This is a genomic window from Dechloromonas denitrificans (assembly GCF_020510685.1).
Lineage (GTDB): Bacteria > Pseudomonadota > Gammaproteobacteria > Burkholderiales > Rhodocyclaceae > Azonexus > Azonexus denitrificans_A.
Genome location: NZ_CP075185.1, coordinates 479,984 through 503,081, shown reverse-complemented (window position 1 = coordinate 503,081; position 23,098 = coordinate 479,984). Strand labels below are relative to the sequence as shown.

Here is a 23,098-nt window from a genome sequence, read left to right as displayed (position 1 = left end):
GTGAGCCAGCGCTTCAACCTTTCCGACTGGACGCTGCATCACCGCACGCTGGTCGGCTATTTCCTGTTCGCCATCGCGTTGATGGGCATTTTTGCCTACGGCAAGCTGAGTCAGGCCGAGGACCCGCCCTTCACCTTCAAGGTGATGGTGATCCGCACCCTGTGGCCGGGCGCCACAGCCCGCCAGATGGAACAGCAGGTCACCGACAAGATCGAGAAGAAGCTGCAGGAAACGCCCTTCATCGAACGCGTCTCGAGCTATTCCCGACCCGGCGAATCGACGGTGATGTTCGTCGCCAAGGACAGCACCCCGCCAGCCGCCGTTCCCGACGTCTATTACCAGGTCCGCAAGAAGATCGGCGACATCCGCCAGACGCTGCCGAGCGGCGTTCAGGGCCCTTATTTCAACGACGAATTCGGCGATGTGTTCGGCAACATTTACGCGCTGACCGCCGAAGGGCTCGATTACCCGCAGCTCAAGGACACGGCAGAGCGCATCCGCGACGACCTGCTGCGCCTGCCGAATGTCGGCAAGGTGGAGATTTTCGGGATTCAGGACGAAAAGATCTTCATCGAACTGTCGAATACCAAACTGGCGACGCTCGGCATCGACCAGTCGGTCATCGTTCAGGCGCTCAGCCAGCAGAACGCCGTCGGCGGCGCCGGCTTTTTCGAGACCGAGAGCGAGCGCATCCAGATTCGTCCGGGCGGCGCCTTCGATACCGTACAGGCCGTCGCCGATACGCTGATCCGCTCGGGCAGCCGCAGTTTCCGGCTCGGCGACATCGCCACCGTCCGACGCGGCACCAGCGACCCACCGACCACCCGGGTCCGCTTCAACAGCAAGCAGGCGCTGGCGATCGGCGTCTCGATGAGCAAGGGCGGCGACATCATCGTGCTCGGCAAGGCGCTCGACGCCCGCATCGCGGCGCTCAATGCCACGCTGCCGCTCGGCGTTGAAATCAGCGAATCGGCCAGTCAGCCGGCCGCCGTCAAGCGCTCGGTCGCGGCATTCACGCATGCGCTGGCCGAGGCGATCCTGGTCGTCCTGCTGGTCACCTTCATCAGTCTCGGCTTGCGCACCGGCATGGTCGTCGCCATTGCCATCCCCCTCGTGCTGGCCGCCACTTTCCTCGCCATGAACCTCTTCAACGTCGGCCTGCACAAGGTTTCGCTCGGCGCGCTGGTGCTCGCCCTCGGCCTGCTGGTCGACGATGCGATCATTGCCGTCGAGATGATGTGGGTGAAGATGGAGCAGGGCTGGGAACGGACCCGCGCCGCCTCGTTCGCCTATACCAGCACGGCCGGGCCGATGCTCTCCGGCACGCTGGTCACCGTCGCCGGGTTCATCCCGATTGCGCTGGCCAAGTCGGCGACCGGTGAATATGCCTTCGCCTTTTTCCAGATCAATGCGGTCGCCCTGCTCATTTCGTGGCTGGCAGCGGTCGTCGCCATTCCGTGGCTGGGCTACAAATTGCTGCCCAATCCGCGCGCCCCGCGTCAACCCGGCCGGCTCGAACGCCACCTGCCGCGCCTCGCCCACCGCCTCGCCAAGCTCGGCCTGGGCGGCGGCACCCACGGCGCCGACCATGACGTCTATGGCACGCCTTTCTACACCCGCTTCCGCCACCTGGTGGACTGGTGCGTCAGGCGGCGCTGGCTGATCATCGGCATCACCGTCGCGCTGTTTGCCCTGGCAATCGTCGGCATGGGCAAGGTGCAAAAGCAGTTCTTTCCGAACTCGACGCGCCTCGAACTGACCGTCGAAATGCGTCTGCCGGAGGGCGTTTCGGTGAGCGCCACCGATGCCGAAACGAAGCAGCTGGAAGCCTGGCTGGACAAGGACAAGCAGGAGTTCGACCAGTTCGAGCACTACATCACCTACGTCGGTTCGGGCTCACCGCGCTACTACCTCGGCCTCGATCAGCAGCTGCCGGCCAGCAACGTCAGCCAGCTGGTCATCGTAGCGCGCAGTGTCGAAGCCCGCGAAGCCTTGCGCAGCCGGTTGATCAAACTGTTCGACAGCGCCAGCTTCAGCGCCCGCGGCAATATCAGCCGGATCGAGAACGGGCCGCCGGTCGGCTATCCGATCCAGTTCCGCGTCTCCGGCGAGGATCTCGCGACGCTGCGCAAGACCGCCGACCAGGTCGCCGAAATCATGCGCAAGAACCCGGAGATTTCCAACGTCAATTTCGACTGGAGCGAACTCTCGAAAGCCGTCGACATCGAGATCGACCAGGACAAGGCGCGCCTGCTCGGCGTCTCCAGCCAGGACCTGGCGGCGCTGCTCAACATGTCGCTGAATGGCTATACGGTGACCAGCTACCGCGAGGGCGAGAAGAGCATCGATGTCGTCTTGCGCGGCGACCGCGAGGAGCGGACCCATCTCGCCGCCTTGCCCGATCTGGCCGTGCCGACGCGGAGCGGCAAGAGCGTACCGCTGAGCCAGATCGGCCGCCTCAAATACGATTTCGAACCCGGCCTGATCTGGCGCCGCGACCGCCTGCCGACGATCACCGTGCGCGGCAGCCTGTATGGCAAGACGCAGCCGGCCACCATCGTCGACCGCCTCGCCCCGGAAATCGCCACCGTCCAGGCGGCGCTGCCCGAGGGCTACCGGATCGTCACCGGCGGCTCGGTCGAGGAATCGGCCAAGGGTTCGACCTCGGTCATCGCCGGCATCCCGATCTTCCTGCTCGCCGTGATCACCATCCTGATGATCCAGTTGCAGAGCGTTTCGCGGGTCGTCATGGTGTTGTTGACCGCGCCGCTCGGCATCATCGGCATTGCGCTGTTCCTGCTCGTCTTCAATCAACCGTTCGGCTTCATGGCGCTGCTCGGCAGCATTGCGCTGTTCGGCATGATCATGCGCAACTCGGTGATCCTCGTCGACCAGATCGAACAGGACATGGCGGCCGGCAAGCCGCGCTGGGAAGCGATCGTCGAATCGACCGTCCGGCGTTTCCGGCCGATCGTGCTGACCGCCGCGGCCGCCGTGCTGGCGATGATTCCGCTGTCGCGCAACGATTTCTTCGGGCCGATGGCGGTCGCCATCATGGGCGGCCTGATCGTCGCCACGGCGCTCACCCTGATTTTCCTGCCGGCCCTGTACGCCGCCTGGTACAAGGTGAAAGCTAGTTGATGGTTATTGGTCGGTAGTCTTTGGCAACAACAAGGGGCGCCACAGCGCCCCCCAATTTCAGCTAACAACCAACGACTATCGATTAACAGCTAGCGAAGGTTGCCCAGTTCCTTCTGGATCGCCTGGATGTTGCGCTCATGTTGCCCAACCCGGTCACGATAGGGGGCCAGACGATCGGCCGGACCACGCAGACCTTCCTGCTCGCTGAGGTCCTTGCGCGCCAGATCGAGGTTGCGCTGCTCGCCGGCCAGTTCCTGTTCGAGAATGTGCCGACGGTCGCCGTCGCGCGCCTTCTGGGTATCTTCCTGCACCCGCGGAAAACTGGATGGCGTCGGGTTGGCAGCGCCCCCCGCCGGCCTGGCCTTGGGCGCGGGAATCGTCGATTCCGGGCCGCTGACGATAGCCTTGCAGTTCTTGTCGACACGCGCATTGGAAATCAGCGTTCCACCATTGGCATCGATACATTTGTAAATGGTCTGCGCCGAGGCCGGAACGGCCAGCGTGGCAATCAGTAAAGCAAGGGCACTGCGTGTCATCGTCATCGATCCTCGTAACCGATTTAGTGTACCGGACTTAACGGCCGGCGCGCCGAAAAGTGCACAAAAAAAGGGCGGGGAAAACCCGCCCTTTATTGGCTACTGAACCGCTTAGCAGGAGTAGTACAGGTCGAACTCCACCGGGTGGGTGGTCATGCGAACCTTGTTCACTTCTTCCATCTTCAGGCTGAGGTAGGCATCGATCCAGTCGTTGGAGAAGACACCGCCACGGGTCAGGAACTCGCGATCCTTGTCCAGCGCATCCAGGGCTTCTTCCAGGGAGGCACAGACGGTCGGGATCAGCGCGTCTTCTTCCGGCGGCAGATCGTACAGGTTCTTGTCAGCCGGGTCGCCCGGGTGGATCTTGTTCTGGATACCATCCAGACCGGCCATCATCAGCGCCGAGAAGCACAGGTACGGGTTGGCGATCGGATCCGGGAAGCGGGTTTCGATACGACGGGCCTTGGTCGAGGCAACGTACGGGATGCGGATGGAAGCGGAACGGTTCTTGGCGGAGTAAGCCAGCTTGACCGGTGCTTCGTAGTGCGGAACCAGACGCTTGTAGGAGTTGGTGCCCGGGTTGGTGATGGCGTTCAGGGCCTTGGCGTGCTTGATGATGCCGCCGATATAGAACAGGGCCATTTCCGACAGACCGGCATAGCCGTCGCCGGCGAACAGGTTCTTGCCGTCTTTCCAGATCGACTGGTGAACGTGCATGCCGGAACCGTTGTCGCCAACGATGGGCTTCGGCATGAAGGTGGCGGTCTTGCCGTACTGGTGGGCAACGTTGTGCACCACGTACTTCAGGATCTGGGTCCAGTCGGCACGCTTGACCAGGGTCGAGAACACGGTACCGATTTCGCACTGACCGGCAGTGGCGACTTCGTGGTGGTGAACTTCAACCGGCACGCCCAGGGATTCCAGGGTCAGCACCATGGCGGAACGGATGTCGTGCAGGCTGTCGACCGGGGGAACCGGGAAGTAGCCGCCCTTGACGGTCGGACGGTGACCCGTGCCGCCGCCGCCTTCGGTCTTCTCGCCGGAGGTCCAGGCCGCTTCGGACGAGTAGATCTTCAGCGAACAGCCCGACATGTCGACGTTCCACTCGACGGAGTCGAAGATGAAGAATTCGGGTTCCGGACCGAAGTAGGCGGTGTCGCCAATGCCGGAAGACTTCAGGTAGGCTTCGGCGCGCTTGGCGATCGAGCGCGGGTCGCGGTCGTAGCCACGGCCATCGGCCGGGTCGACGACGTCGCAGGTGATGACGATGGTGGTTTCGTCGAAGAACGGGTCGATGTAGGCGGTGGCGGGATCCGGCATCAGTTGCATGTCGGAAGCTTGAATGCCCTTCCAGCCAGCAATGGAGGAACCGTCGAAAGCGTGGCCGTTTTCAAACTTGTCTTCGTCAAAAGCGGAGACCGGCACGGTGACGTGCTGTTCCTTGCCGCGGGTATCGGTAAAACGGAAATCGACGAACTTGGCGTCGTTTTCCTTGACCATGTTCATCACGTCTTGCGGGGTTGCCATGAGCGTAAGTCTCCTAAGAAAACAGGGTGCCGGTTGATCCGGCGCCAATAAAAAATTTCAACGCGGGGAAATTAGCAGAAAGCGTGCCAAAGTCCGGCAGCTAGACTTTGTATTTTGCCACAAGGAGATACAGGGTTTAAGCAAGAAATTAACGCACCAAGTTTGTGCCAACAAGAACAATACGCACTATATTGGTGCAATCATGCAATTCAAGGACACCGCGCGGATTGTCGGATGTTCATGCAGACGGGCCGCAACCACCGATTCGGCCCGGCGCAAGACCTCGCCGTTCTCGAAAAAGGCGTGACCGAGAAACACCTCGACTTCGACTCCGCCACCTAGGTAATGCAGCACGATCTTTTCCGGCTCGGGCAGTTCAGCGAGCAGCGGTTTCAATTCCTGCAACAAGACTTCACGGGATGGCAGGCGGACCACCATCTGATCGGGATCGAAATCATCTTCCGGGTCGATATGGACCAGCACATCGAGGACCTCGGGGTGCTCGCGCAAAACCCTGGCGCGCGCCGATTCGGCAATGCGGTGGCCTTCCGAAACGCTGATCCGGGCATCGACCTGGACATGCGCATCGACCAGCGCCTGATGCGCCATGCGCCTCGTCCGCAGTTCGTGCAAGCCGCGCACGCCGGGCGTCGCCAGCAAGCTCAGGCGGATGGCGTCGACCTGCGCCTCGTCCAGCCCGGTATCGATCAGCTCCTTGATCGCTCCCCAGGCCAGGCCGGCGCCCATGCGCAGGATCATGAAACCCATCAGCGCCGCCGCCAGCAGGTCGAGAAAGGACCAGCCAAGCAGCGCGCCACCGATACCGACCACGACGACCAGCGCCGACGCCGCATCGGCCCGCGTGTGCAGGGCATTGGCGATCATCAGTTGGGAACGCAGCCGTTCGGCGACCTTGATCAGGTAGCGATAGAGCACCTCCTTGGAAACGACGGTCGCCACCGCCACCCAGAAGGCCGAAAACTCGACCGCCGGCAGCGCCTCGATGTGCTGCAGACGCATGCCGGATTCCCACAGGATCCCGCCGCCGATCAAGCTGAGCGATACGCCGAGGAGCAGCGTGGCCGCGGTTTCGACGCGGGCATGGCCGTAGGGATGCGACTGGTCGGCCGGATGGGCGCTCTCCCGACTGGCGTAGATAACCAGGAAATCCGACAGCAGATCGGAGAACGAATGCAGCCCGTGCGCGACCAGCGATTGCGAGTGGGCCAGCCAGCCGACCAGCAACTGCACCACGGTCATCACCAGATTGACTGCGACGCTGACCCAGGTAGCGCGTTGCGCCTCGACCGCCCGGTCGGCCGGCGAGGCCTGTGTTTGCGGGGGTTGTCCGTGTTCCATGTTGTCTGCCCTATACTGTCGGGCCACGATTCTAGCAGCCATTGATTATGGGAAAGTTAACCGAGATCCTTACCCTGGCCCAGGCCCGCAGCCAGGCTCTGGGGCGCGCCTACAACGGCGAACTGACGCCGCAGGAGGCTTTTGACCTGCTCCGCCTCGCCCCCGGCGCCCGGCTCGTCGATGTCCGCACACGCGCCGAGCAGGACTGGGTTGGCCGCGTACCGGGCGCCGTCGAAATCGAATGGAACCAGTACCCCGGCGGCATCCGCAATCCGAACTTTCTCGCCGAACTGCAACGCCAGGTCGATCCGGAAGCCGCCGTGCTCTTTCTCTGCCGCAGCGGCGTCCGTTCGGTCGCCGCGGCGACGGCCGCGACCGAAGCCGGCTACGCCAACAGCTACAACATCCTCGAAGGCTTCGAAGGCGACAAGGATGCCAACGGCCAGCGCAACAACATCGGAGGCTGGCGGCGAGCCGGCCTGCCCTGGCATCAGGGATAATTCACCTCACCGGGCCGCAGAGCCCGCTTTTTCAGAGACCAGCATGCACACAGCGACAATTGCTTTCGACCCCTTCAACAAGCTCTCCGACGACGCCTGCCAGGAACGCATCCGGGTTGCCCGCGCCAAGCTCGGCAAGAAGGCGGTCATCCTCTGCCACCATTACCAGCGCGCCGACATCTACCAATATGCCGATCTGACTGGCGATTCGCTGAAGCTCTCGAAGCTCGCCGCGCAGACCGATTCGGAATACGTGATTTTCTGCGGCGTGCATTTCATGGCCGAAGTCGCCGACATCATGACCGCGCCGCACCAGGTCGCCATTCTGCCCGACCTCGCCGCCGGCTGTTCGATGGCCGACATGGCCAACCTGGCCAAGGTGGAACGCTGCTGGCGCGAACTGAACTCGGTGCTGAATGCCGAGGAAGAAGTGACACCGGTCACCTACATCAACTCGGCAGCCGACCTGAAAGCCTTCTGCGGCGAACACGGCGGCATCGTGTGCACGTCGTCGAATGCCGGCACCATCGCCAAATGGGCCTTCGCCCGCCGCCCGAAAGTGCTGTTCTTCCCCGACCAGCATCTCGGCCGATGGACCGGCCACAACATGGGCATTCCGATGGACGAGATGGTCGTCTGGGATCCCGACCTCGAACTCGGCGGTCTGACTCCGGCGCAGATCAAGAAGGCCAAGATCCTGCTCTGGAAGGGCCACTGCTCGGTGCACCAGATGTTCCAGAAGTCGCAGATCGACGCCTTCCGCGCCAAGTACCCGGAGGGCAAGGTGATCGCCCACCCGGAATGCAATTTCGAAGTCTGCGCCGCTTCCGATTATGTCGGCTCAACCGAACACATCGTCAAGACCATCAAGGAAGCGCCGGCAGGCACGCGCTGGCTGGTCGGCACCGAGCTGAACCTGGTCGACCGGCTGGCGAAAGAAGTTTTGCCGCAGAACAAGATCGTCCAGTTCATGGCGACCACCGTCTGCATGTGCTCGACGATGCAGCGCATTGATCCGCAGCATCTGGCGTGGACGCTGGAGAATCTGGCCGAGGGCAAGATCGTCAATCAGATCAAGGTTCCGGAACACGAGGCCAAGCTGGCCAAGCTGGCCCTCGACCGCATGCTCGAAATCTCCTGAGCTGGCGATGACCCAACCAGCCCTGCACGTCACCACCTACAACATCCACAAAGGCTTTTCGCAATTCAACCGGAAGATGATGGTGCACGAGTTGCGCGAGCGGCTGCGCCATCTCAATCCGGACATCGTTTTTCTGCAGGAAGTCCAGGGGCTGCATATCGGTCACGCCGAAACCCACGACAACTGGCCGGCCGAAGCGCAGCATGAATTTCTCGCCGAGGACATCTGGCAGGCTTCGGCCTATGGCCGCAATATGATCTACGACCATGGCCACCACGGCAACGCGATCCTCTCGCGCTTTCCGATCCTGCACTCGCACAATCAGGACGTGACGCACCTGAAGTTCGAAAAACGCGGCCTGCTGCATTGCCGGATCGACTTGCCGAATGGTCCCGCGGCCCATTGCGTCTGTGTCCATCTGTCGCTGTTCGGCTATTCCCGGCGCAAGCAGATGGGCGCCCTGGCCAAATACCTGGAGAACATGGCCGAACCGGACGCGCCGCTGATCATCGCCGGCGATTTCAACGACTGGAACAACCGGGCCAACGGCCAGCTGGCCCAGCGCCTCGGCCTGAGCGAAGTGTTCAGCCACGGAGCCGGGCGGCCGGTGTGCAGTTTCCCGGCGGCGCGGCCGATGTTCCGGCTCGACCGTATCTACGTGCGCGGCTTCGCGGTGCAGCGCACCGAGGTGCATTTCGGCCAGCCGTGGTCGGCCATCTCCGACCACGCCGCACTGTCGGCCCATCTGACGCGAGATGTCGCCTGAATTCCTGCCGGGCAACCGACTGACGCTGCTCAACTCGGGGGCGGAGTACTTCCCTGCCCTGCTCGCCGCCATCGACGCGGCGGCGCTCGAAATTTTCCTCGAAAGCTATATTTTCGCCGCCGACCCGGTCGGCCACGAAGTCGCCGCGGCGCTCTGCCGCGCTGCAGCGCGCGGCGTCCAGGTCAATGTCACGGTCGACGGCTTCGGCGCGCGGAATTTCACCGCCGACTTCCTGCCGCGGCTGACCGCCGCCGGCGTTCGCGCCATGCTCTACCGGCCGGAAATCGGGCGCTTTCACATGCGCCGCCACCGGCTGCGCCGCCTGCACCGCAAGCTGGTGGTGATCGACGCGCGGATCGCCTTTGTCGGCGGCATCAACATCATCGACGACGACAACGCCCCGGAAGAGATGCGGCCGCGCTACGACTACGCGGTCCGCATCGAGGGCCCGGTCTTGCGCCCGATGCACCACGCGGTTCGCCGGATGTGGGAAATCGTTTCGTGGGTCAATTTCAAGCGCCGTTTCCGGCTCGACCCGCCGCTGCTGCCGCCGGCCGAGGTCAGCGGCTCGCAATCGGCCGCCTTCCTGATCCGCGACAATATCCGGCACCGCAACGACATCATCCACGCCTACCTGCGCGCCATCAACACGGCGCAGCACGAAATACTGATCGCCAACGCCTACTTCCTGCCCGGCCTCCGTTTCGGCCTGGCGCTACAGGCCGCCGCCCGGCGCGGCGTGGCCATCACCATCCTGGCCCAGGGCAAGACCGACCACCCGATGCTCCGCTTCGCGACCCAGGCGCTCTATGCGGTAACGCTGGAGCAGGGCATCCGGATCTTCGAGTACGAAAAGAGCTTCATGCACGCCAAGGTGGCGGTGATCGACGGTCAGTGGGCCACCGTCGGCTCGTCGAATATCGACCCGTTCAGCCTGTTGCTCGCCAAGGAAGCCAATCTGGTCATCCACGACGCGGTGTTCGCCGGTCAGCTGCAGGCCAGCATCAAGGCGGCCCTGACCTCCGGCGGCCGGGAAATTCGCCGCGACGACCTGAGTCGCCAGCCCTGGCATTCCCACTTCATGCGCTGGCTGAGTTACGGCCTGGTCCGCATCCTGGTCGGCCTGACCGGCTACGGACCCAAGCACTGGCGGGCCGACGAAGAAACGCCGGGCGTCAGCCCGGAGCCGACAGAGGAATAGCGGGCAGCCGCGGAATGGCGGCAAAGACCCAGTTGGCAAAGGCCCAGGCCCAGACTTCGGCGAGCGGCGCGCCGGCCAGTTCGGCCGGTGCCGCCTGGCCGAGAAAGCACAAGGCAGCGACCAGTTCGGCCGCCGCCCGGTCGGTCGCCAGCGCCGGTGCCAGCGTCTGCTTGGAGAGCTTCTCGCCGGCCGCATTGCTCGCCACCGGCAAGTGGGCATAGCGCGGTTCGGCAAAACCCAGGCAACGCTGCAACCAGATCTGGCGCGGCGTCGACGCCAGCAGATCGGCACCGCGCACAATATCGGAAATGCCCTGGAAATGGTCGTCCACGGTCACCGCCAGTTGATAGGCGAACAAACCGTCGGCCCTGAGCAGCACGAAATCGCCGACGTCGCGTTCGAGGTGCTGGCTGATCCGGCCCTGCAGCCGATCGGTGAAGGCGATCTCCCGGTCATCGACCCGCAGCCGCCAGGCCCGTGCCGCCCGCCCGGGCGGCAGGCCAGTGCGGCAAAGCCCCGGGTAGGCCAAGCCGCCGTCAATCGCCGGGCGCCCGGCCGAATCGGCGATTTCCTTGCGCGAACAGGCACAGCCATAAACCAGCCCGGCCGCTGTCAGGCTTTCCAGCGCCGCCTGGTACGCCTCGCGGCGCCGGCTTTGCCAGAGCACCGGGCCATCCCACTCGAAGCCGAAAGCTTCCAGCGTGGCGAGGATTTGCTCGGCCGCGCCCGGCACGTTGCGCGGCGTATCGATGTTCTCCATGCGGACCAGCCATTCGCCGCCCTGGCTACGGGCGTCGAGATAGCTGCCGACGGCGGCGATCAGCGAGCCGAAATGCAGCGGGCCGGTCGGCGACGGGGCGAAACGGCCGCGATAGTTCTTAGGGGTGCCGATTGCCGGCGAAACCTGTGAACTGGCATTCATGGAGATTTCCGGACACCTGTTCAGCGCGGCTGCGCGAACTGTTCGCGCAGCCGCTGCAGGACACTGCCCTCGCAGCGCACGCGGAAAAAGGCGCCGTCGCCGTCGGCGCGTTCTTCCAGCACCTCGCAGTTGGCGTAGATCTCGCCGCGCAGTTGCTGCGCCGACCAGGACAGGAAGAGTTCGTCCTCGACCAGATCCTTCTGGAAAAAGGCGACGATGGTCTGGCGGAGGCTGGCGACCTCGTCCGGCCGGCGGGCGCTCATCACGATGCAGTCCGGATACTTCGCCCGCAGGGCCGCCGTGCACTCGGCCTGGGCCGCTTCATCGCCGACGTGGTCGATCTTGTTGAAGATGCGCAGGCGCGGCACGGCATCGGCGTCGATTTCGGCCAGCACTTCGTCGGTGACTTCGAGCTGGCGTTCGAAACCGGGATCGCTGGCGTCGATGACGTGGAGCAGCAGCGAGGCATCCAGCGCCTCGTCGAGCGTCGATTTGAACGAGGCGACCAGGCCGTGCGGCAGGTTCTTGATGAAGCCGACGGTGTCGCTGACCAGCACGCGCGGCACGCTCTCCGGGTGGAGGGCGCGCACCGTGGTGTCGAGGGTGGCGAACAGCTTGTTGGCGACCAGCACCTCGCTGCCGGTCAGGGCGCGCATCAGTGTGGACTTGCCAGCATTGGTATAGCCGACCAGGGCGACACCGGCGTGCTCCTGGCGACCTTGCCGGCGGGCGCGCTGGGTCTGGCGCTCGGCATCCATCGCGATGATTTCCTGTTGCAGTTCGGCGATCCGGTCGCGGATCTTGCGTTTATCCAGCTCGGTGTGCGACTCGCCGGCCCCACGGCCGCCGACGCCGCTGCGCTGCCGGCCTTGCGGCCCGGCCAGCTTGGCCGCCTCGCGCAGGCGCGGCGCCATGTAGCCGAGGCGGGCGATTTCGACCTGCGCCTTGGCGGCACGGGAGCGGGCGTTGCGGTGGAAAATTTCGAGGATGACCATGGTCCGGTCCATCACCTCGCAACCGACGTCCTTCTCCAGATTGCGCGCCTGCGACGGCGAGATCTCGTGGTCGACAAGGATCGCCCCGATCTCGAGAAAACCGGCCTTGGGCGTGCCGGGCGCCGCGCCATCCAGCTCGGCGAAATCGGCTTCGTGATTCACGTAGTGATGGATTTCCTGCCGCTTGCCAACCCCGAGGTAGGCCGTCGTATCGAAACTGGCGCGTTTCTGGACGAAGGTGCGGACCACCTTGATACCCAGCGTTTTGGCCAGTTCGCGCAACTCGGTGAGCGAGGCCTCGAACTCGACGTCGCTGACGCTGGGCAGTTGAACGGCCGCCACGACGGCGTACATGGGCTTTTCTTCTACATCTATCGGCATTCGGGAATTGCTTCTCTGCAGTGGGCGAAGTCGGATATTACCTGCCAATCCGCCCGCCGCCGGCATTCAGTATGCGCCGGGCGCCTGGCCCGTGCTGCCGCCAGGCGCCCGGCCGCCGCCTCAATCCCTGGCCGGCCGGCCAGCCCAGTGCTGGGCCAGCACGCCGCCGACCGCCAGCTGCAGAGGGTGATAGATCATGATCGGTAGCAGGATCAGGCCGAGCGCCGGGTTGGCGCCGAAGATCAGATGGGCCATCGGCACCCCGGAGGCCAGCGTCTTCTTCGAGCCGCAGAACACCGCCGCGATCTGCTCCGCCATCGGCAGGCCGAGGACCCGGGCGAGCCACCGGGTGAGGCTGAGCACGATGAAGAACAGCAGGCTGGCGCCGACCACCGTTTCGACCAGCACCAGCGGCCCGTAGTGCGACCAGACGCCCTGCTGCACGGTATCGGCGAACGAGGTGTAGACCAGCGTCAGGATGGTCAGCCGGTCGACGATCTGGATCCGCGCCTTGTGGCGAGTCGCCCAGGTCGCCAGCAGCGGCCGCGCTAATTGCCCGAGGACCAGCGGCAGGACCAGCCAGAGCAGCAGGTCGATGATCACCGGCCCGACGTTGAAGTCGCCGCCGCTCTGCCCGAGTATCCAGGCCATCCACAACGGCGTCAGGACGACGCCGATCAGGCTGGACAGCGTCGCGTTGAAGACGGCGACCGGGACGTTGCCGCGCGCCGCAACGGTCAGCGCGACCGACGACGAGACGGTCGACGGCAAGGCGCAGAGATAGAAGAAGCCGGTCTGCAGATCGGGTGACAGCCAGCCGCCGCTCAGCTTGAGCAGGCCCCAGCCGAGCAGCGGAAAGACCAGGAAGGTGCAACCCTGGATCAGCAGATGGACCCGCCAGCGCAGCGCGCCATCCTTCAACGCGGCGAGCGACAGGCCGAGGCCGTTGAGGAAGAAGACCAGCGCGATGCCGATCTTGTTGAGCAGCTCCGGGTGCAGGAAGCCGCCCTTGGCGCCGGGCGCCGGCCAGAGAAAGGCGAGCGCCACGGCGATCAGCATGCCCTTGAGAAACCAGTCGAATTTGAATTTCATTTGAATGACCTGTTGTTGAGGCTCGAAGAAGTCCGCCAGTCCTGCCTTACCAGCCGGCCACACTGCCGTCGCTGCGCGGATCTTCGCCGCCCTCGATCCAGCCGTCGGGATGCAGCACCAGCGCCCCGGCATGCCCCATGCGCTCGTCGAAGGCGCCTACCACCTCGACCGGGTGGCCCATCGCACGGAGCGCCGCGACGATCTCGGGGGCATAGCGCGCCTCCAGCTTCAGCGTCGTGCTCTGCTCCGCCCAGGTCCGCCCGAGCAGCCAGCGCGGCGCCGCCACCGCCGAGCGGACGTTGTGGCCGCCCCAGACATAGCGCGCGAAGACGGCCGCCTGGGTCTGCGGCTGACCTTCGCCGCCCATCGTCCCGTACACCAGCAGGCGGCCGTCGGCTAGCCGGGCCATCGCCGGGTTCAACGTGTGGAAAGGCTTGCGCCCCGGTGCCAGGCTGCGCAGCTGGTTCGGCCGCAGGTCGAAGGAACAGCCGCGGTTCTGCCACCAGATGCCGGTCTGCGGCAGCACGACGCCGCTGCCGAATTCGAAGTAGATGCTCTGGATCATGCTCACCGCACGGCCTTCGCCATCGACGACGCCCATCCAGGTGGTGTCGCCGTCCGAGTTGGGGGCCGGCCACGGGCTGGCCTTGTCGAGCGGCACGGCGGCGGCCAGGGCGGCCAGCGTCGAGTCGCCGAGCAGGCTGGCCGGATCGATCTGCATCGCCGCCGGATCGGTGACGTGCTTGTCGCGCAGCATGAAGGCCTGCTTGGTCGCTTCGACCAGCGCGTGGATGCCGGCGACGTTGTCCGGATTCCAGCCGGCCTGGCGAATGCGATCGTAGATGCCGAGGATGAGCAATGAAGCCAGGCCCTGGGTCGGCGGCGCCAAGTTGTAGACCTTGCCGCAGGACAGCTGGACTTCGAGCGGCACCTTGAGTTCGGCCTGGTGCCGGGCGAGATCGTCGGCAGTGAGCGGGCTGCCGACGGCGGCCAGATCGGCGCCGATCTGCTGCGCCAGTTCGCCGCGATAGAAATCGTCGGCACCGGCCCGCGCCAGTTGTTCGAGCGTCGCCGCCAGCGCCGGAAAACGATGCCGCTGGCCGTAGGACGGAACCTTGCCGTCGGCCAGGAAAGCCGCGGCGAAACCCGGTTGCATGTTCAGTTCGGCCAGCTTGTTGCGGGTGTTCTCTTCCTGGCTATGGGTCACCGGAAAGCCTTCGCGGGCATAGTGGATGGCGCTTTCGAGCAGCCGGGCGAAAGGCAGCCGGCCGCCCCATTCGCGGCGGCTGAATTCATAGGCAGCGCCCCAGCCGGACAGCGTGCCGGCCACCGTATTGGCGGCCAGCGGGCCGCGCCAGGGAATGCTCGACAGCGTCTGGTAGAGGTCGCGCGTCACGCCGGCGCCGGCCGCGCCGCAGGCATCGATCGAGCGCATCGGCTGGCCCGGCGCATGCATCAGCCAGAAACCGTCGCCGCCGATGCCGGTCATGTGCGGATAGACGACGGCCAGCGTGGCGGCGACGGCGATGGTCGCCTCGATGGCGTTGCCGCCGTCGCGCAGGATGTCGAGACCGGCCTGGGAAGCCAGCGAGTGCGAGGCGACGACGGCGCCGCGGGTGGCGAGGATGGGATTCATGACGGTCTCCGTTTATTTGCCGTTGGTATTGGGGCCGGCCCAGGCCGGCGCGACGCGGTTCGTCGCGCTGCGCGCCGAAAGCAGGTGGGAGCGCATCTCCCGGTAAGTGGTGATGACGTCGTGGGCGAGGATGGCCTCGACGATCACCGTGTGTTCCTCGAAGGATTCGCCCATCCGCTCGACGTTGCGGAACTGCGTCCGGCGAAAGCTCGAGACGCGGTGGCGCAGGCTGGTCGCCAGTTCGATCAGCACCGGGTTGTAGCAACCGCGGATGATCGTGGCGTGCAGCTCCAGGTTGGCGGCGTCGTAGCGGTCGATGTCGCCGACCTGCATCGCCGCCCGGCCCTCGGCGTGCAGTTCGAGCATCCGCGCCCGGTCGGCCTCGGTCATCCGCAAGGCGGCATGGCGGGCACAGGCGGCTTCGAGTTCGCCGATCGCCTCGAACATCTGGTCGAGCTGGTCGACGCTCAGCGCCGCCACCACCGAGCCGCGATTCGGCCGGGTGTCCACCAGGCCCATGATGGCCAGCTGTTTCAGGGCTTCGCGCACCGGCGTCCGCGAGACATTGAAGCGCGCCGCCAGACTGACCTCATCGAGGCGGCTGCCCGGCGCCAGATTGCCGAGGACGATTTCATCGGCGATGCGCCGGCACACATCGTCGGCCAGACCACCCCGGCCACGGCCGGCTTCGACAGGATCGCTGTTCATCAGGCAGCCTCCGCCAGCGGCTGGATCGGATGCCAGCAAGCCAGCGCCTGATTGCCCAGCGTTTGCAGCGGCGGCACCTCGCGCCGGCAACGCTCGCTGGCCTGGGCGCAGCGCGGCGCAAAACTGCAGCCGGGCGGCAAGGCGGCCAGGTTGGGCGGCGAACCGGGCACCGCGAGCAGCGGCTGGCCGCGGTTCTCGGTGCCGACCGTGGCGGCGAGCAGGCCGGCGGTGTAGGGATGGCGCGGCGAGCGGACGATCTGGCCGACCGGCCCCTGCTCGACGATGCGCCCGGCGTACATCACGGCGATGCGGTCGGCGACCTCGACGGCGGCGGCGATGTCGTGCGTCACGAAGATCACCGACATGCCGGTTTCGCGCTGCAGTTCGCGCAGCAGCAACAAGATCTGGATCTGCACCGTGGCGTCGAGCGCCGTGGTCGGCTCGTCGGCGAGCAGCAGTTTGGGCTGGCAGGCCAGCGCCAGGGCGATCATCGCCCGCTGCCGCATGCCGCCGGACAGTTCGTGCGGATAGGCGTCGAAACGGCGTTTGGCCTGCGGGATCTGCACCCGTTCAAGCATCGCCAGGGCCTGGGCGCGGGCGGCGCTTTCCTTGATCGCGGCGTGGGCGCGGATCGCTTCGGTGATCTGCTGGCCGATGGTGTAAACCGGGTCGAAAGCCAGGCCCGGCTCCTGGAAAACCATCGACACCGTGCCGCCGCGATAGAGATCGAGGGCGCGGCCCTTGAGGGCCAGCACGTCCTGGCCATCGACCAGCATCCTGCCCTGGACCTTGGTCGTCCGTTCCGGATGCAGACGCAGCAGCGTGCGCAGCGTGACGCTCTTGCCGGAACCGGATTCGCCGAGCAGGCCGAGCACCTCGCCGGCCGCCAGTTCGATATTGACCTCGTTCAGCGCGCTGGCGGTGCGGCTGCCGCAAAACTGCACCGACAGGTCCTGCAGGGAAACCACGGGGGTAGTCATGGCTGAATCTCCGTAAGGGCGGCGGGATGACCGGAAGCCGGGTCGTTAAGATGGCAGGCGGCCTGATGCGCCGGTTCGCCGGCGATGCCGATCAGCGCCGGCGCCTTGCTGGCGCAGACCGGATGGGCATGCGGGCAGCGGTCGCGGAAGCGGCAGCCGCTCGGCGGGTTGATCGGGTTGGGCGGATCACCGGCCAGCGGCGAGGCCTGCGTCCGGTTGTCCGGGTCCATCGACGGCACGGCGGAGAGCAGCGCCCGCGTGTAGGGATGCGCCGCCTGGCCGTAGATGCGCTCGACCGGCCCGGTTTCGACCACCTGGCCGAGGTACATCACCATCACGTAATCGGAGATGTAATGCACGACGTGCAGGTCGTGCGAGATGAACAGGTAGGTCAGCTGGCGCTCGGCCTTGAGTTCCTGCAGCAGGTTGAGGACCTGCGCCTGGACCGACTTGTCGAGCGCCGCCACCGCTTCGTCGAGGATGACCAGGCGCGGATCGAAAGCCAGCGCCCGGGCGATATTGACCCGCTGGCGCTGACCGCCGGAGAGCTCGTGCGGATAGCGGCTGGCGAACTGCTCCGGCTCCAGCCCGACCCGGGCCAGCAGGTCGCGCGCCTGGCGCATCGCCTCGACCGCCGGCATGCCATGGACGCGCGGCCCGTAGGCGATGGTTTCGGCAATGGTCAGGCGCGGGTTGAGCGAAGCGAAGGAATCCTGGAAGACCATCTGCAGGTTGCGGCGGAATTCCTTCAGGCGGATGCCGCCGAATTCCTCGACGCCTTCGCCGTCGAACACCATGCTGCCGGCGTCGGCCGCCATCAGCCGGGCGATCAGCCGGGCGGTGGTCGATTTGCCGCAGCCCGATTCGCCGACGATGCCCAGCGTCTTGCCCTTGGGCACCGAGAAGCTGACGCCATCGACGGCATGGACGAACTTCTTGCTCCGTTCAAGCGGGCTGCCGCGCACGGCGAAGTGTTTTTTCAGGTCGCGCACCACCAGCAGCGGCTGGGCGGGACCGCCCCGATCCTGGATCGGCGGCGGGAAATGGGTAGTTTGTGTCATCGACGGATGTCCATGGCCGAGCGCACGCTATCTGCCAGCAGATTGAATGCGATTGAGGTGACGAAGATCAGGGCGCCGGGCAGCGCCGCGATCCAGGGATTGACGTAGATCGCCGAGCGCAGCGTGTTGAGCATCAGGCCCCACTCCGGCTCCGGCGGCTTGACGCCGAGACCGAGGAAGGACAGGCCGGAGGCGAGGATCATGCTGACGCTGAGCAGGCCGGTGGCATAGACGAAGACCGGGCCGAGCACATTGCCCAGGACATGCACGCGAATGATCGAGAAAGCGCCGGCACCGCTCATCCGCGCCGCCTCGATGTAGTCGAGCTGGCGCACCTGGGTGGTGACGCTTTCGGCGACCCGGACCACCTGCGGAACGAAAACCAGGGTCAGGGCGAGCAGGCTGTTGCTCATGCCCGGCCCGAGCGCGCCGGAGATGGCGACGGCGAGCAGCACCGAGGGGAAGGCGTAAAAGACGTCAAGCACCCGCATGATGATCATGTTGACCTTGCCGCCGACGTAGCCGGCCAACAGGCCGATGGTGGTGCCGATGCCGAAGGCGGCGAGGACCGGTACGACGCCCATCAGCAGCGACAGGCGGCCGCCGTGCATCAGCCGGGAGAGCATGTCGCGGCCGAGTTCGTCGGTGCCGAGCAGGAAGCCGGGGCTGCCGATCGGCAGCAGGCGCTTCAGCATGCTCGCCTTGTAGGGATCGGCCGGCGCCAGCCAGGGCGCGAAGACGGCGGCGCCGATGATGATCAGCAGGACCAGACCGGCGGCCAGCGCCATCGGATCGCACCGCAACTGGCGCCAGACGACCAGCCAGTAGCTGCGGCTCGGAGCCGGGGCGGCCACTGCCGGCGTTGGCAGGGAAAGTTCGAGAGTAGCGGACATCGATAGTCTCCGGTCAGCTCCGACCCATGCGCGGGTCGATCAGCGGTTGCAGGATGTCCACCAGCAGATTGAGGACGACGAAGAACATGCAGAGCACCAGGATGGTTCCCTGGAGCAGCGGGATGTCGCGCTGGAAGATCGCGGTATTGAGCAGAAAGCCGGTGCCCGGCCAGGCGAAGACGGTTTCGACCAGGATCGAGCCGCCCATCAGGTAGCCGATCTGCAGGCCGGCGACGGCGAGCACGGTCGGTGCGGTGTTCTTGGCGATGTGGCGGAAGATGGCGAGGCCGGAGAGGCCACGGGCGCGCAGCGCGGTGACGAATTCCTGCTCCAGCATGTCGGCGACCAGGGCGCGCACGGTGCGGGTGATGATGCCCATCGGGATCACCGACAGCGTCAGCGCCGGCAGCACCAGGTGGCGCATGTGCTCGACATCCCACAGCCATTCCGAGGAACCGCCGGGGCCGGCGCCCATGGCCGGAAACCAGGGCAGCCAGATGGAGAAGACAATGGTCAGCACCAGGCCGAGCCAGTAGTGGGGAATGCTGACGCCGATCACCGAGATCACGGTGGCGACGCGGTCGATCCAGGTGCCGTGGCGGTAGCCGGCCAGCGCGCCGAGAATGCAGCCGATCAGCACGCCGCCCAGCGCCGCCATGCCGGCGAGCAGCAGCGTGTTGCTGACGGCACTCAGGACTTCGGCGGTGACGGCGCGGCCGGAGGCGATCGAGGTGCCGAGGTCGCCCTGTACGGCGCGCAGCAGCCACAGGCCATATTGCACCGGCACCGGCTTGTCGAGGCCGTAGGCGCTCTTCAGGGCCTGGATGACTTCTTCCGGCGCATCGGCCGGGGCGATGGCGTTGAGCGGATCGCCCGGTGCCAGATAGACCAGCACGAAGGAAACCACCGTCACGCTGAGCGCGATGGGGATGGCGTAGATCAGACGCTTGATGATGTAGGCAAACATGAGGCGCTTTCTTCGATCCGGCCAAGGCCGGTGAATGGCCGGGGCAAGCCCCGGCCCGGTGGATCACATGCGGATGGTGGTGAGGTCCTGGAACCAGTGCTGGGCCTGGACGAACTCCTTGACCTTGGGCGACATCGCATGCGGATTGACGTCATGCACCACCCACAGCATCAGCGCGTCGTCGACCATCGATTGATGGACGAAGGCGAGCAGGCCGTCCTGCGTCTTGGTATCGAAAGTCGTCTTGATCTTGTCGATCGCGGCATCGACCTTCGGGTTGTTGTAGCCGCCCCAGTTCACCCCGTTCGGCGCGACGTAACGGCTGTCGGCAAAGCGGGTCAGCGCATAGAACGGATCGGCGGTGACGTAGCCGAGGTTGATCGCGGTGATGCCCTTGCCGGCGTTCATGTCGGCCTTGGCGCCACTACGCCAGTGCAGGTAGAGGTTCTCCAGCTCGACGACTTCGAAAGTCACCTGGATGCCGACTTCGGCCAGGCTCTGCTGGATGAACTCGTTCATCGGCAGCGACAGCATCTGACCGGTACCACCCTGGGCGATGATCACCTTGGCCTTCAACGGCTTGGCCTGGCTGTAGCCGGCCTGGGCCATCAGCGCACGGGCGGCGGCCAGGTCGTAGCCGATCTTGAAGCTCGGCTTGCCGAACCACGGGCTGGTCTGGTCGAGCTGGCCCTTGGCCGGCGTCGCCAGACCGCTCATCAGGCTGACCACCGAATTGCGGTCGATCGCCAGATTGGCGGCCTTGCGCACCCGGATGTCGGTCCACGGCGAGCCGGGCTGGGTCGAGAAGTGATACGGCCAGACGTGCGGCGTGACGTTCTGCACCAGCTTGAAGCCGGCGCCCTTCAATTGCGGCAGCACATCGGGCGGCGGCGTTTCGATGATATCGACCTGACCGTTCAACAGCGCGTTGGCCCGGGTCATCGCATCGGGGATCGGCACCAGCACGATGCGATCCGTCTTCGCCATGCGGCTCTTGTCCCAGTAGGCGGTGTTCTTGACCAGGTCGGCCCGCTCACGCGGCACCAGCTTGTCGAGCTTGAAGGGACCGGTGCCGGACGGCTTGCTGGCGACCTTGTTCCAGTCCTTGCCCATCTTTTCCCACTGCGTCGGGCTGGAGATCAGGAACCATGGCAACTGGTAGGGGAACAGCGCGTCGACATCCTTGGTGGTGATTTCCACCGCGTAGTCGCCGACCTTGCGATAGGAGGCGATCGACGGAATGCGCGGGCGCACCTGGGCGCTCTGCTTGGCGTCGAACTGCGGCGACTTGTCGGCCAGCACCTTGTCCAGGTTCCAGACCACGGCGTCGGCATTGAACTCGGAACCGTCGTGGAACTTGACGCCCTTGCGCAGCGTGAAGACCCACTTCTTGTTGTCCTTGGCATCGACCTTCCACTCGCTGGCCAGGCCCGGCACCAGTTTGCCCGGACGATTGCCGACGTTGGCCTCCCAGGCGACCAGCGGGTCGTACAGGGTGTGGCCGGTGAACTGGTAGGCACCGGCGCCGCGATCCGGCTGACCGGTGGTCAGCGGGATGTCGGCCATCGAAATGCCGTAGCGGGCGACGGTTTCTGCATGCAAAACACCGTGCAGCGCGAGGCTCAGCGGGACTACCGCCAGCCAGCGAGAAAGCTTCTTGCAATTGGGCTTCATGAACATCTCCAAAGTGGGGAAAGCACTTCAGTGATTGCATGCAATGTGCCAATTGCTGCCCTTTTTGGAATGTATTTCCTAAGCGTCTGTTCAGCCGGCGTTAACTTGGAAATTGTTCAATTCGCCGGCGTTCACAATGTGAAATCGCACCAGATTCCGCACCAGACATTGCATGCAAGATGCACCGCCACAGGGCATCCGGCCGGGCAACGCACCCAAGCTGGGGCGGCGAAAATTCGCTGAGCGCGGCCGGCCCGGGCGCAAGGAGAACTCGGCACCAGTCGCCTGCCGTTGAATGATTTAAACATTTCTATTACTATGGAAATATGATCATCAAAGAAGCCGTTGCCGCGCTCGGTGCGCTGGCCCAGGAAACCCGTCTGCAGATCTTCCGCTTGCTCGTTCAGGCGGGAGCCGAAGGGCTTGCCGTCGGGGTTATTGCTGAACGTCTGGGCACCGAGGCAAACGGTCGCCTGTCATTTCATTTGAAGGAATTGGCCATTGCCGGCCTGGTCAGCGCCAACCAGTCGGGTCGCTTTGTCTACTACTCGGCCAACTATCCGGCGATGAACGAACTGCTCGCCTACCTGACGGAACATTGCTGCGGCGGGACGCCCTGCGGCATCGATGTTGTTCCCTGCGATCCCGCCAAGACTTGCTAAACAACCCGGATATCGACCACCGCCATGTCTCAACCGATCTGCAACATCCTGGTCCTGTGTACCGGCAATTCCGCTCGCTCCATCCTCGGCGAAGCCTTGTTCAACCATTTCGGCCAAGGGCGGATCCGCGCTTACTCGGCGGGTAGCCAGCCGTCGGGAAAAGTCCATCCGGTCGCCCTGGAAACCCTGATCAGGCATGGCATTCCGCTGCCTGAAGCGCGCAGCAAATCGTGGGACGAGTTTGCCGCGCCGGGGGCGCCGGCCATCGACTACATCATCACGGTTTGTGCCGGGGCCGCCGGGGAGACCTGCCCGGTGTGGATCGGCCACCCGACCACGGCGCACTGGGGGATTCCCGACCCCGCCCATGTCGAACCGCTGGCCGCCCGCGTCGAAGCCTTCGAGGCGGCGTATCAACAGCTCGAACGACGGGTCCGTGCGCTGCTCGCCCTGCCGCTTGAAACCATGAATGCAGCCGAAATCAAGGCTGCGGCCAAACGAATCCACGAAGAAGCAGCGGCTTGAATCCTCGCCCTTTCTCAAATCCACGTTGAAATTTTCAAAGGAACCCGCCATGCCGACCATCCAGATTTTCGACCCCGCCTTGTGCTGCAGCACCGGTGTCTGTGGCGTCGATGTCGATCAGCAATTGGTCAGCTTTTCGGCCGATGTCGATTGGGCAAAGCAGCAGGGAGCGCAAATCGAACGCTTCAACCTCGCTCAGCAGCCCATGGCCTTTGCCGAGAATGCAGTCGTCAAAGGCTTTCTCGAACGCTCGGGACATGAGGCATTGCCGCTGATTCTGGTCGGTGGCGAGTTTGCCCTGGCAGGTCGTTATCCGAACCGTAGCGAGTTGGCCCGCTGGGCAAAAATTGAAGTTGCTGCGACTGAACCGGAACAACCGGCAAAAAGCTGTTGCAGCGGCTCCAAGTGCTGCTAAGCATTTAAAGGTCACC

At 64.9% G+C, this 23,098-nt stretch carries 21 protein-coding genes; 8 read left to right on the top strand and 13 right to left on the bottom strand.

Annotation, left to right across the window (positions count from 1 at the left end):
* Positions 1 to 3,141 (top strand): efflux RND transporter permease subunit, encoded by a 3,141-nt coding sequence (locus tag KI611_RS02490; RefSeq protein WP_226418257.1) that lies wholly within the window; start codon positions 1 to 3, stop codon positions 3,139 to 3,141.
* 89 nt (positions 3,142 to 3,230) lie between these two features.
* Here the strand turns inward: KI611_RS02490 and KI611_RS02485 are convergent, their stop codons facing one another.
* The 3 genes from KI611_RS02485 to KI611_RS02475 form a co-directional block, all read right to left on the bottom strand.
* The gene (locus KI611_RS02485) at positions 3,231 to 3,677 is read right to left on the bottom strand and encodes a DUF4124 domain-containing protein (protein ID WP_226418256.1); all 447 of its coding nucleotides are present in this window, start codon (positions 3,675 to 3,677) and stop codon (positions 3,231 to 3,233) included.
* Positions 3,678 to 3,788: 111 nt separating this feature from the next.
* The gene (gene glnA, locus KI611_RS02480) at positions 3,789 to 5,204 is read right to left on the bottom strand and encodes a type I glutamate--ammonia ligase (RefSeq protein WP_226418255.1); all 1,416 of its coding nucleotides are present in this window, start codon (positions 5,202 to 5,204) and stop codon (positions 3,789 to 3,791) included.
* Between the two features lie 186 nt (positions 5,205 to 5,390).
* Entirely contained in the window at positions 5,391 to 6,563 is a 1,173-nt protein-coding gene (locus KI611_RS02475) for a cation diffusion facilitator family transporter (RefSeq protein ID WP_226418254.1), read from the bottom strand.
* 47 nt (positions 6,564 to 6,610) lie between these two features.
* Between KI611_RS02475 and KI611_RS02470 the strand changes: the two genes are divergently transcribed.
* From KI611_RS02470 to clsB, 4 genes are read left to right on the top strand one after another with little or no spacing between them, the layout of a single operon-like run.
* Positions 6,611 to 7,063, top strand: coding sequence for a rhodanese-like domain-containing protein (locus KI611_RS02470; protein ID WP_226418253.1), 453 nt, complete (start codon positions 6,611 to 6,613; stop codon positions 7,061 to 7,063).
* A gap of 43 nt (positions 7,064 to 7,106) precedes the next feature.
* A complete protein-coding gene (gene nadA / locus KI611_RS02465) occupies positions 7,107 to 8,204 on the top strand; it encodes a quinolinate synthase NadA (protein ID WP_226418252.1) in 1,098 nt (365 codons plus the stop codon).
* A gap of 7 nt (positions 8,205 to 8,211) precedes the next feature.
* The gene (locus KI611_RS02460; protein WP_226418251.1) at positions 8,212 to 8,970 is read left to right on the top strand and encodes an endonuclease/exonuclease/phosphatase family protein; all 759 of its coding nucleotides are present in this window, start codon (positions 8,212 to 8,214) and stop codon (positions 8,968 to 8,970) included.
* Complete coding sequence (gene clsB, locus KI611_RS02455; protein ID WP_226418250.1) at positions 8,960 to 10,171, top strand: cardiolipin synthase ClsB; 1,212 nt, start codon at positions 8,960 to 8,962, stop codon at positions 10,169 to 10,171. The genes KI611_RS02460 and clsB overlap by 11 nt, the downstream gene beginning before the upstream one ends.
* On the opposite strand, the gene gluQRS is transcribed toward clsB, so the two are convergent.
* The 10 genes from gluQRS to KI611_RS02405 all read right to left on the bottom strand — a co-directional run bounded on the left by gluQRS (position 10,146) and on the right by KI611_RS02405 (position 21,480).
* Complete coding sequence (gene gluQRS, locus KI611_RS02450) at positions 10,146 to 11,093, bottom strand: tRNA glutamyl-Q(34) synthetase GluQRS (RefSeq protein ID WP_226418249.1); 948 nt, start codon at positions 11,091 to 11,093, stop codon at positions 10,146 to 10,148. The two genes, clsB and gluQRS, sit on opposite strands and share 26 nt — an antisense overlap.
* 20 nt (positions 11,094 to 11,113) lie before the next feature.
* Positions 11,114 to 12,469 (bottom strand): GTPase HflX, encoded by a 1,356-nt coding sequence (hflX, locus tag KI611_RS02445; protein WP_226418248.1) that lies wholly within the window; start codon positions 12,467 to 12,469, stop codon positions 11,114 to 11,116.
* 120 nt (positions 12,470 to 12,589) lie between these two features.
* The gene (locus tag KI611_RS02440) at positions 12,590 to 13,561 is read right to left on the bottom strand and encodes a bile acid:sodium symporter family protein (protein ID WP_226418247.1); all 972 of its coding nucleotides are present in this window, start codon (positions 13,559 to 13,561) and stop codon (positions 12,590 to 12,592) included.
* A gap of 46 nt (positions 13,562 to 13,607) precedes the next feature.
* The gene (locus tag KI611_RS02435) at positions 13,608 to 15,197 is read right to left on the bottom strand and encodes a gamma-glutamyltransferase family protein (protein WP_226418246.1); all 1,590 of its coding nucleotides are present in this window, start codon (positions 15,195 to 15,197) and stop codon (positions 13,608 to 13,610) included.
* Between the two features lie 12 nt (positions 15,198 to 15,209).
* Positions 15,210 to 15,905: a GntR family transcriptional regulator gene (locus KI611_RS02430; protein ID WP_226418245.1), complete on the bottom strand. Its 696-nt coding sequence runs from the start codon at positions 15,903 to 15,905 to the stop codon at positions 15,210 to 15,212.
* Positions 15,905 to 16,885 carry an ABC transporter ATP-binding protein gene (locus KI611_RS02425; protein ID WP_226418244.1) on the bottom strand — a complete coding sequence of 327 codons (981 nt, stop codon included), beginning with the start codon at positions 16,883 to 16,885 and terminating at the stop codon, positions 15,905 to 15,907. The genes KI611_RS02430 and KI611_RS02425 overlap by 1 nt, the downstream gene beginning before the upstream one ends.
* Positions 16,882 to 17,946 (bottom strand): ABC transporter ATP-binding protein, encoded by a 1,065-nt coding sequence (locus tag KI611_RS02420; protein ID WP_226418243.1) that lies wholly within the window; start codon positions 17,944 to 17,946, stop codon positions 16,882 to 16,884. The genes KI611_RS02425 and KI611_RS02420 overlap by 4 nt, the downstream gene beginning before the upstream one ends.
* Positions 17,943 to 18,839, bottom strand: coding sequence for an ABC transporter permease (locus KI611_RS02415; RefSeq protein ID WP_226418242.1), 897 nt, complete (start codon positions 18,837 to 18,839; stop codon positions 17,943 to 17,945). The genes KI611_RS02420 and KI611_RS02415 overlap by 4 nt, the downstream gene beginning before the upstream one ends.
* Before the next feature lie 13 nt (positions 18,840 to 18,852).
* Positions 18,853 to 19,806, bottom strand: coding sequence for an ABC transporter permease (locus KI611_RS02410; RefSeq protein ID WP_226418241.1), 954 nt, complete (start codon positions 19,804 to 19,806; stop codon positions 18,853 to 18,855).
* A 63-nt stretch (positions 19,807 to 19,869) separates the two neighbouring features.
* A complete protein-coding gene (locus KI611_RS02405; RefSeq protein WP_226418240.1) occupies positions 19,870 to 21,480 on the bottom strand; it encodes an ABC transporter substrate-binding protein in 1,611 nt (536 codons plus the stop codon).
* Positions 21,481 to 21,806: 326 nt separating this feature from the next.
* Between KI611_RS02405 and KI611_RS02400 the strand changes: the two genes are divergently transcribed.
* Genes KI611_RS02400 through arsD form a run of 3 tightly spaced genes read left to right on the top strand, consistent with a single transcriptional unit; the run spans position 21,807 to position 23,082 of the window.
* A complete protein-coding gene (locus KI611_RS02400; protein WP_226418239.1) occupies positions 21,807 to 22,142 on the top strand; it encodes an ArsR/SmtB family transcription factor in 336 nt (111 codons plus the stop codon).
* Positions 22,143 to 22,166: 24 nt separating this feature from the next.
* On the top strand, positions 22,167 to 22,667 hold the full coding sequence (locus KI611_RS02395; RefSeq protein WP_226418238.1) for an arsenate reductase ArsC: 501 nt from the start codon (positions 22,167 to 22,169) through the stop codon (positions 22,665 to 22,667).
* A 49-nt stretch (positions 22,668 to 22,716) separates the two neighbouring features.
* Positions 22,717 to 23,082 (top strand): arsenite efflux transporter metallochaperone ArsD, encoded by a 366-nt coding sequence (gene arsD / locus KI611_RS02390; RefSeq protein WP_226418237.1) that lies wholly within the window; start codon positions 22,717 to 22,719, stop codon positions 23,080 to 23,082.
* The last annotated feature ends 16 nt before the right edge of the window (positions 23,083 to 23,098 follow it).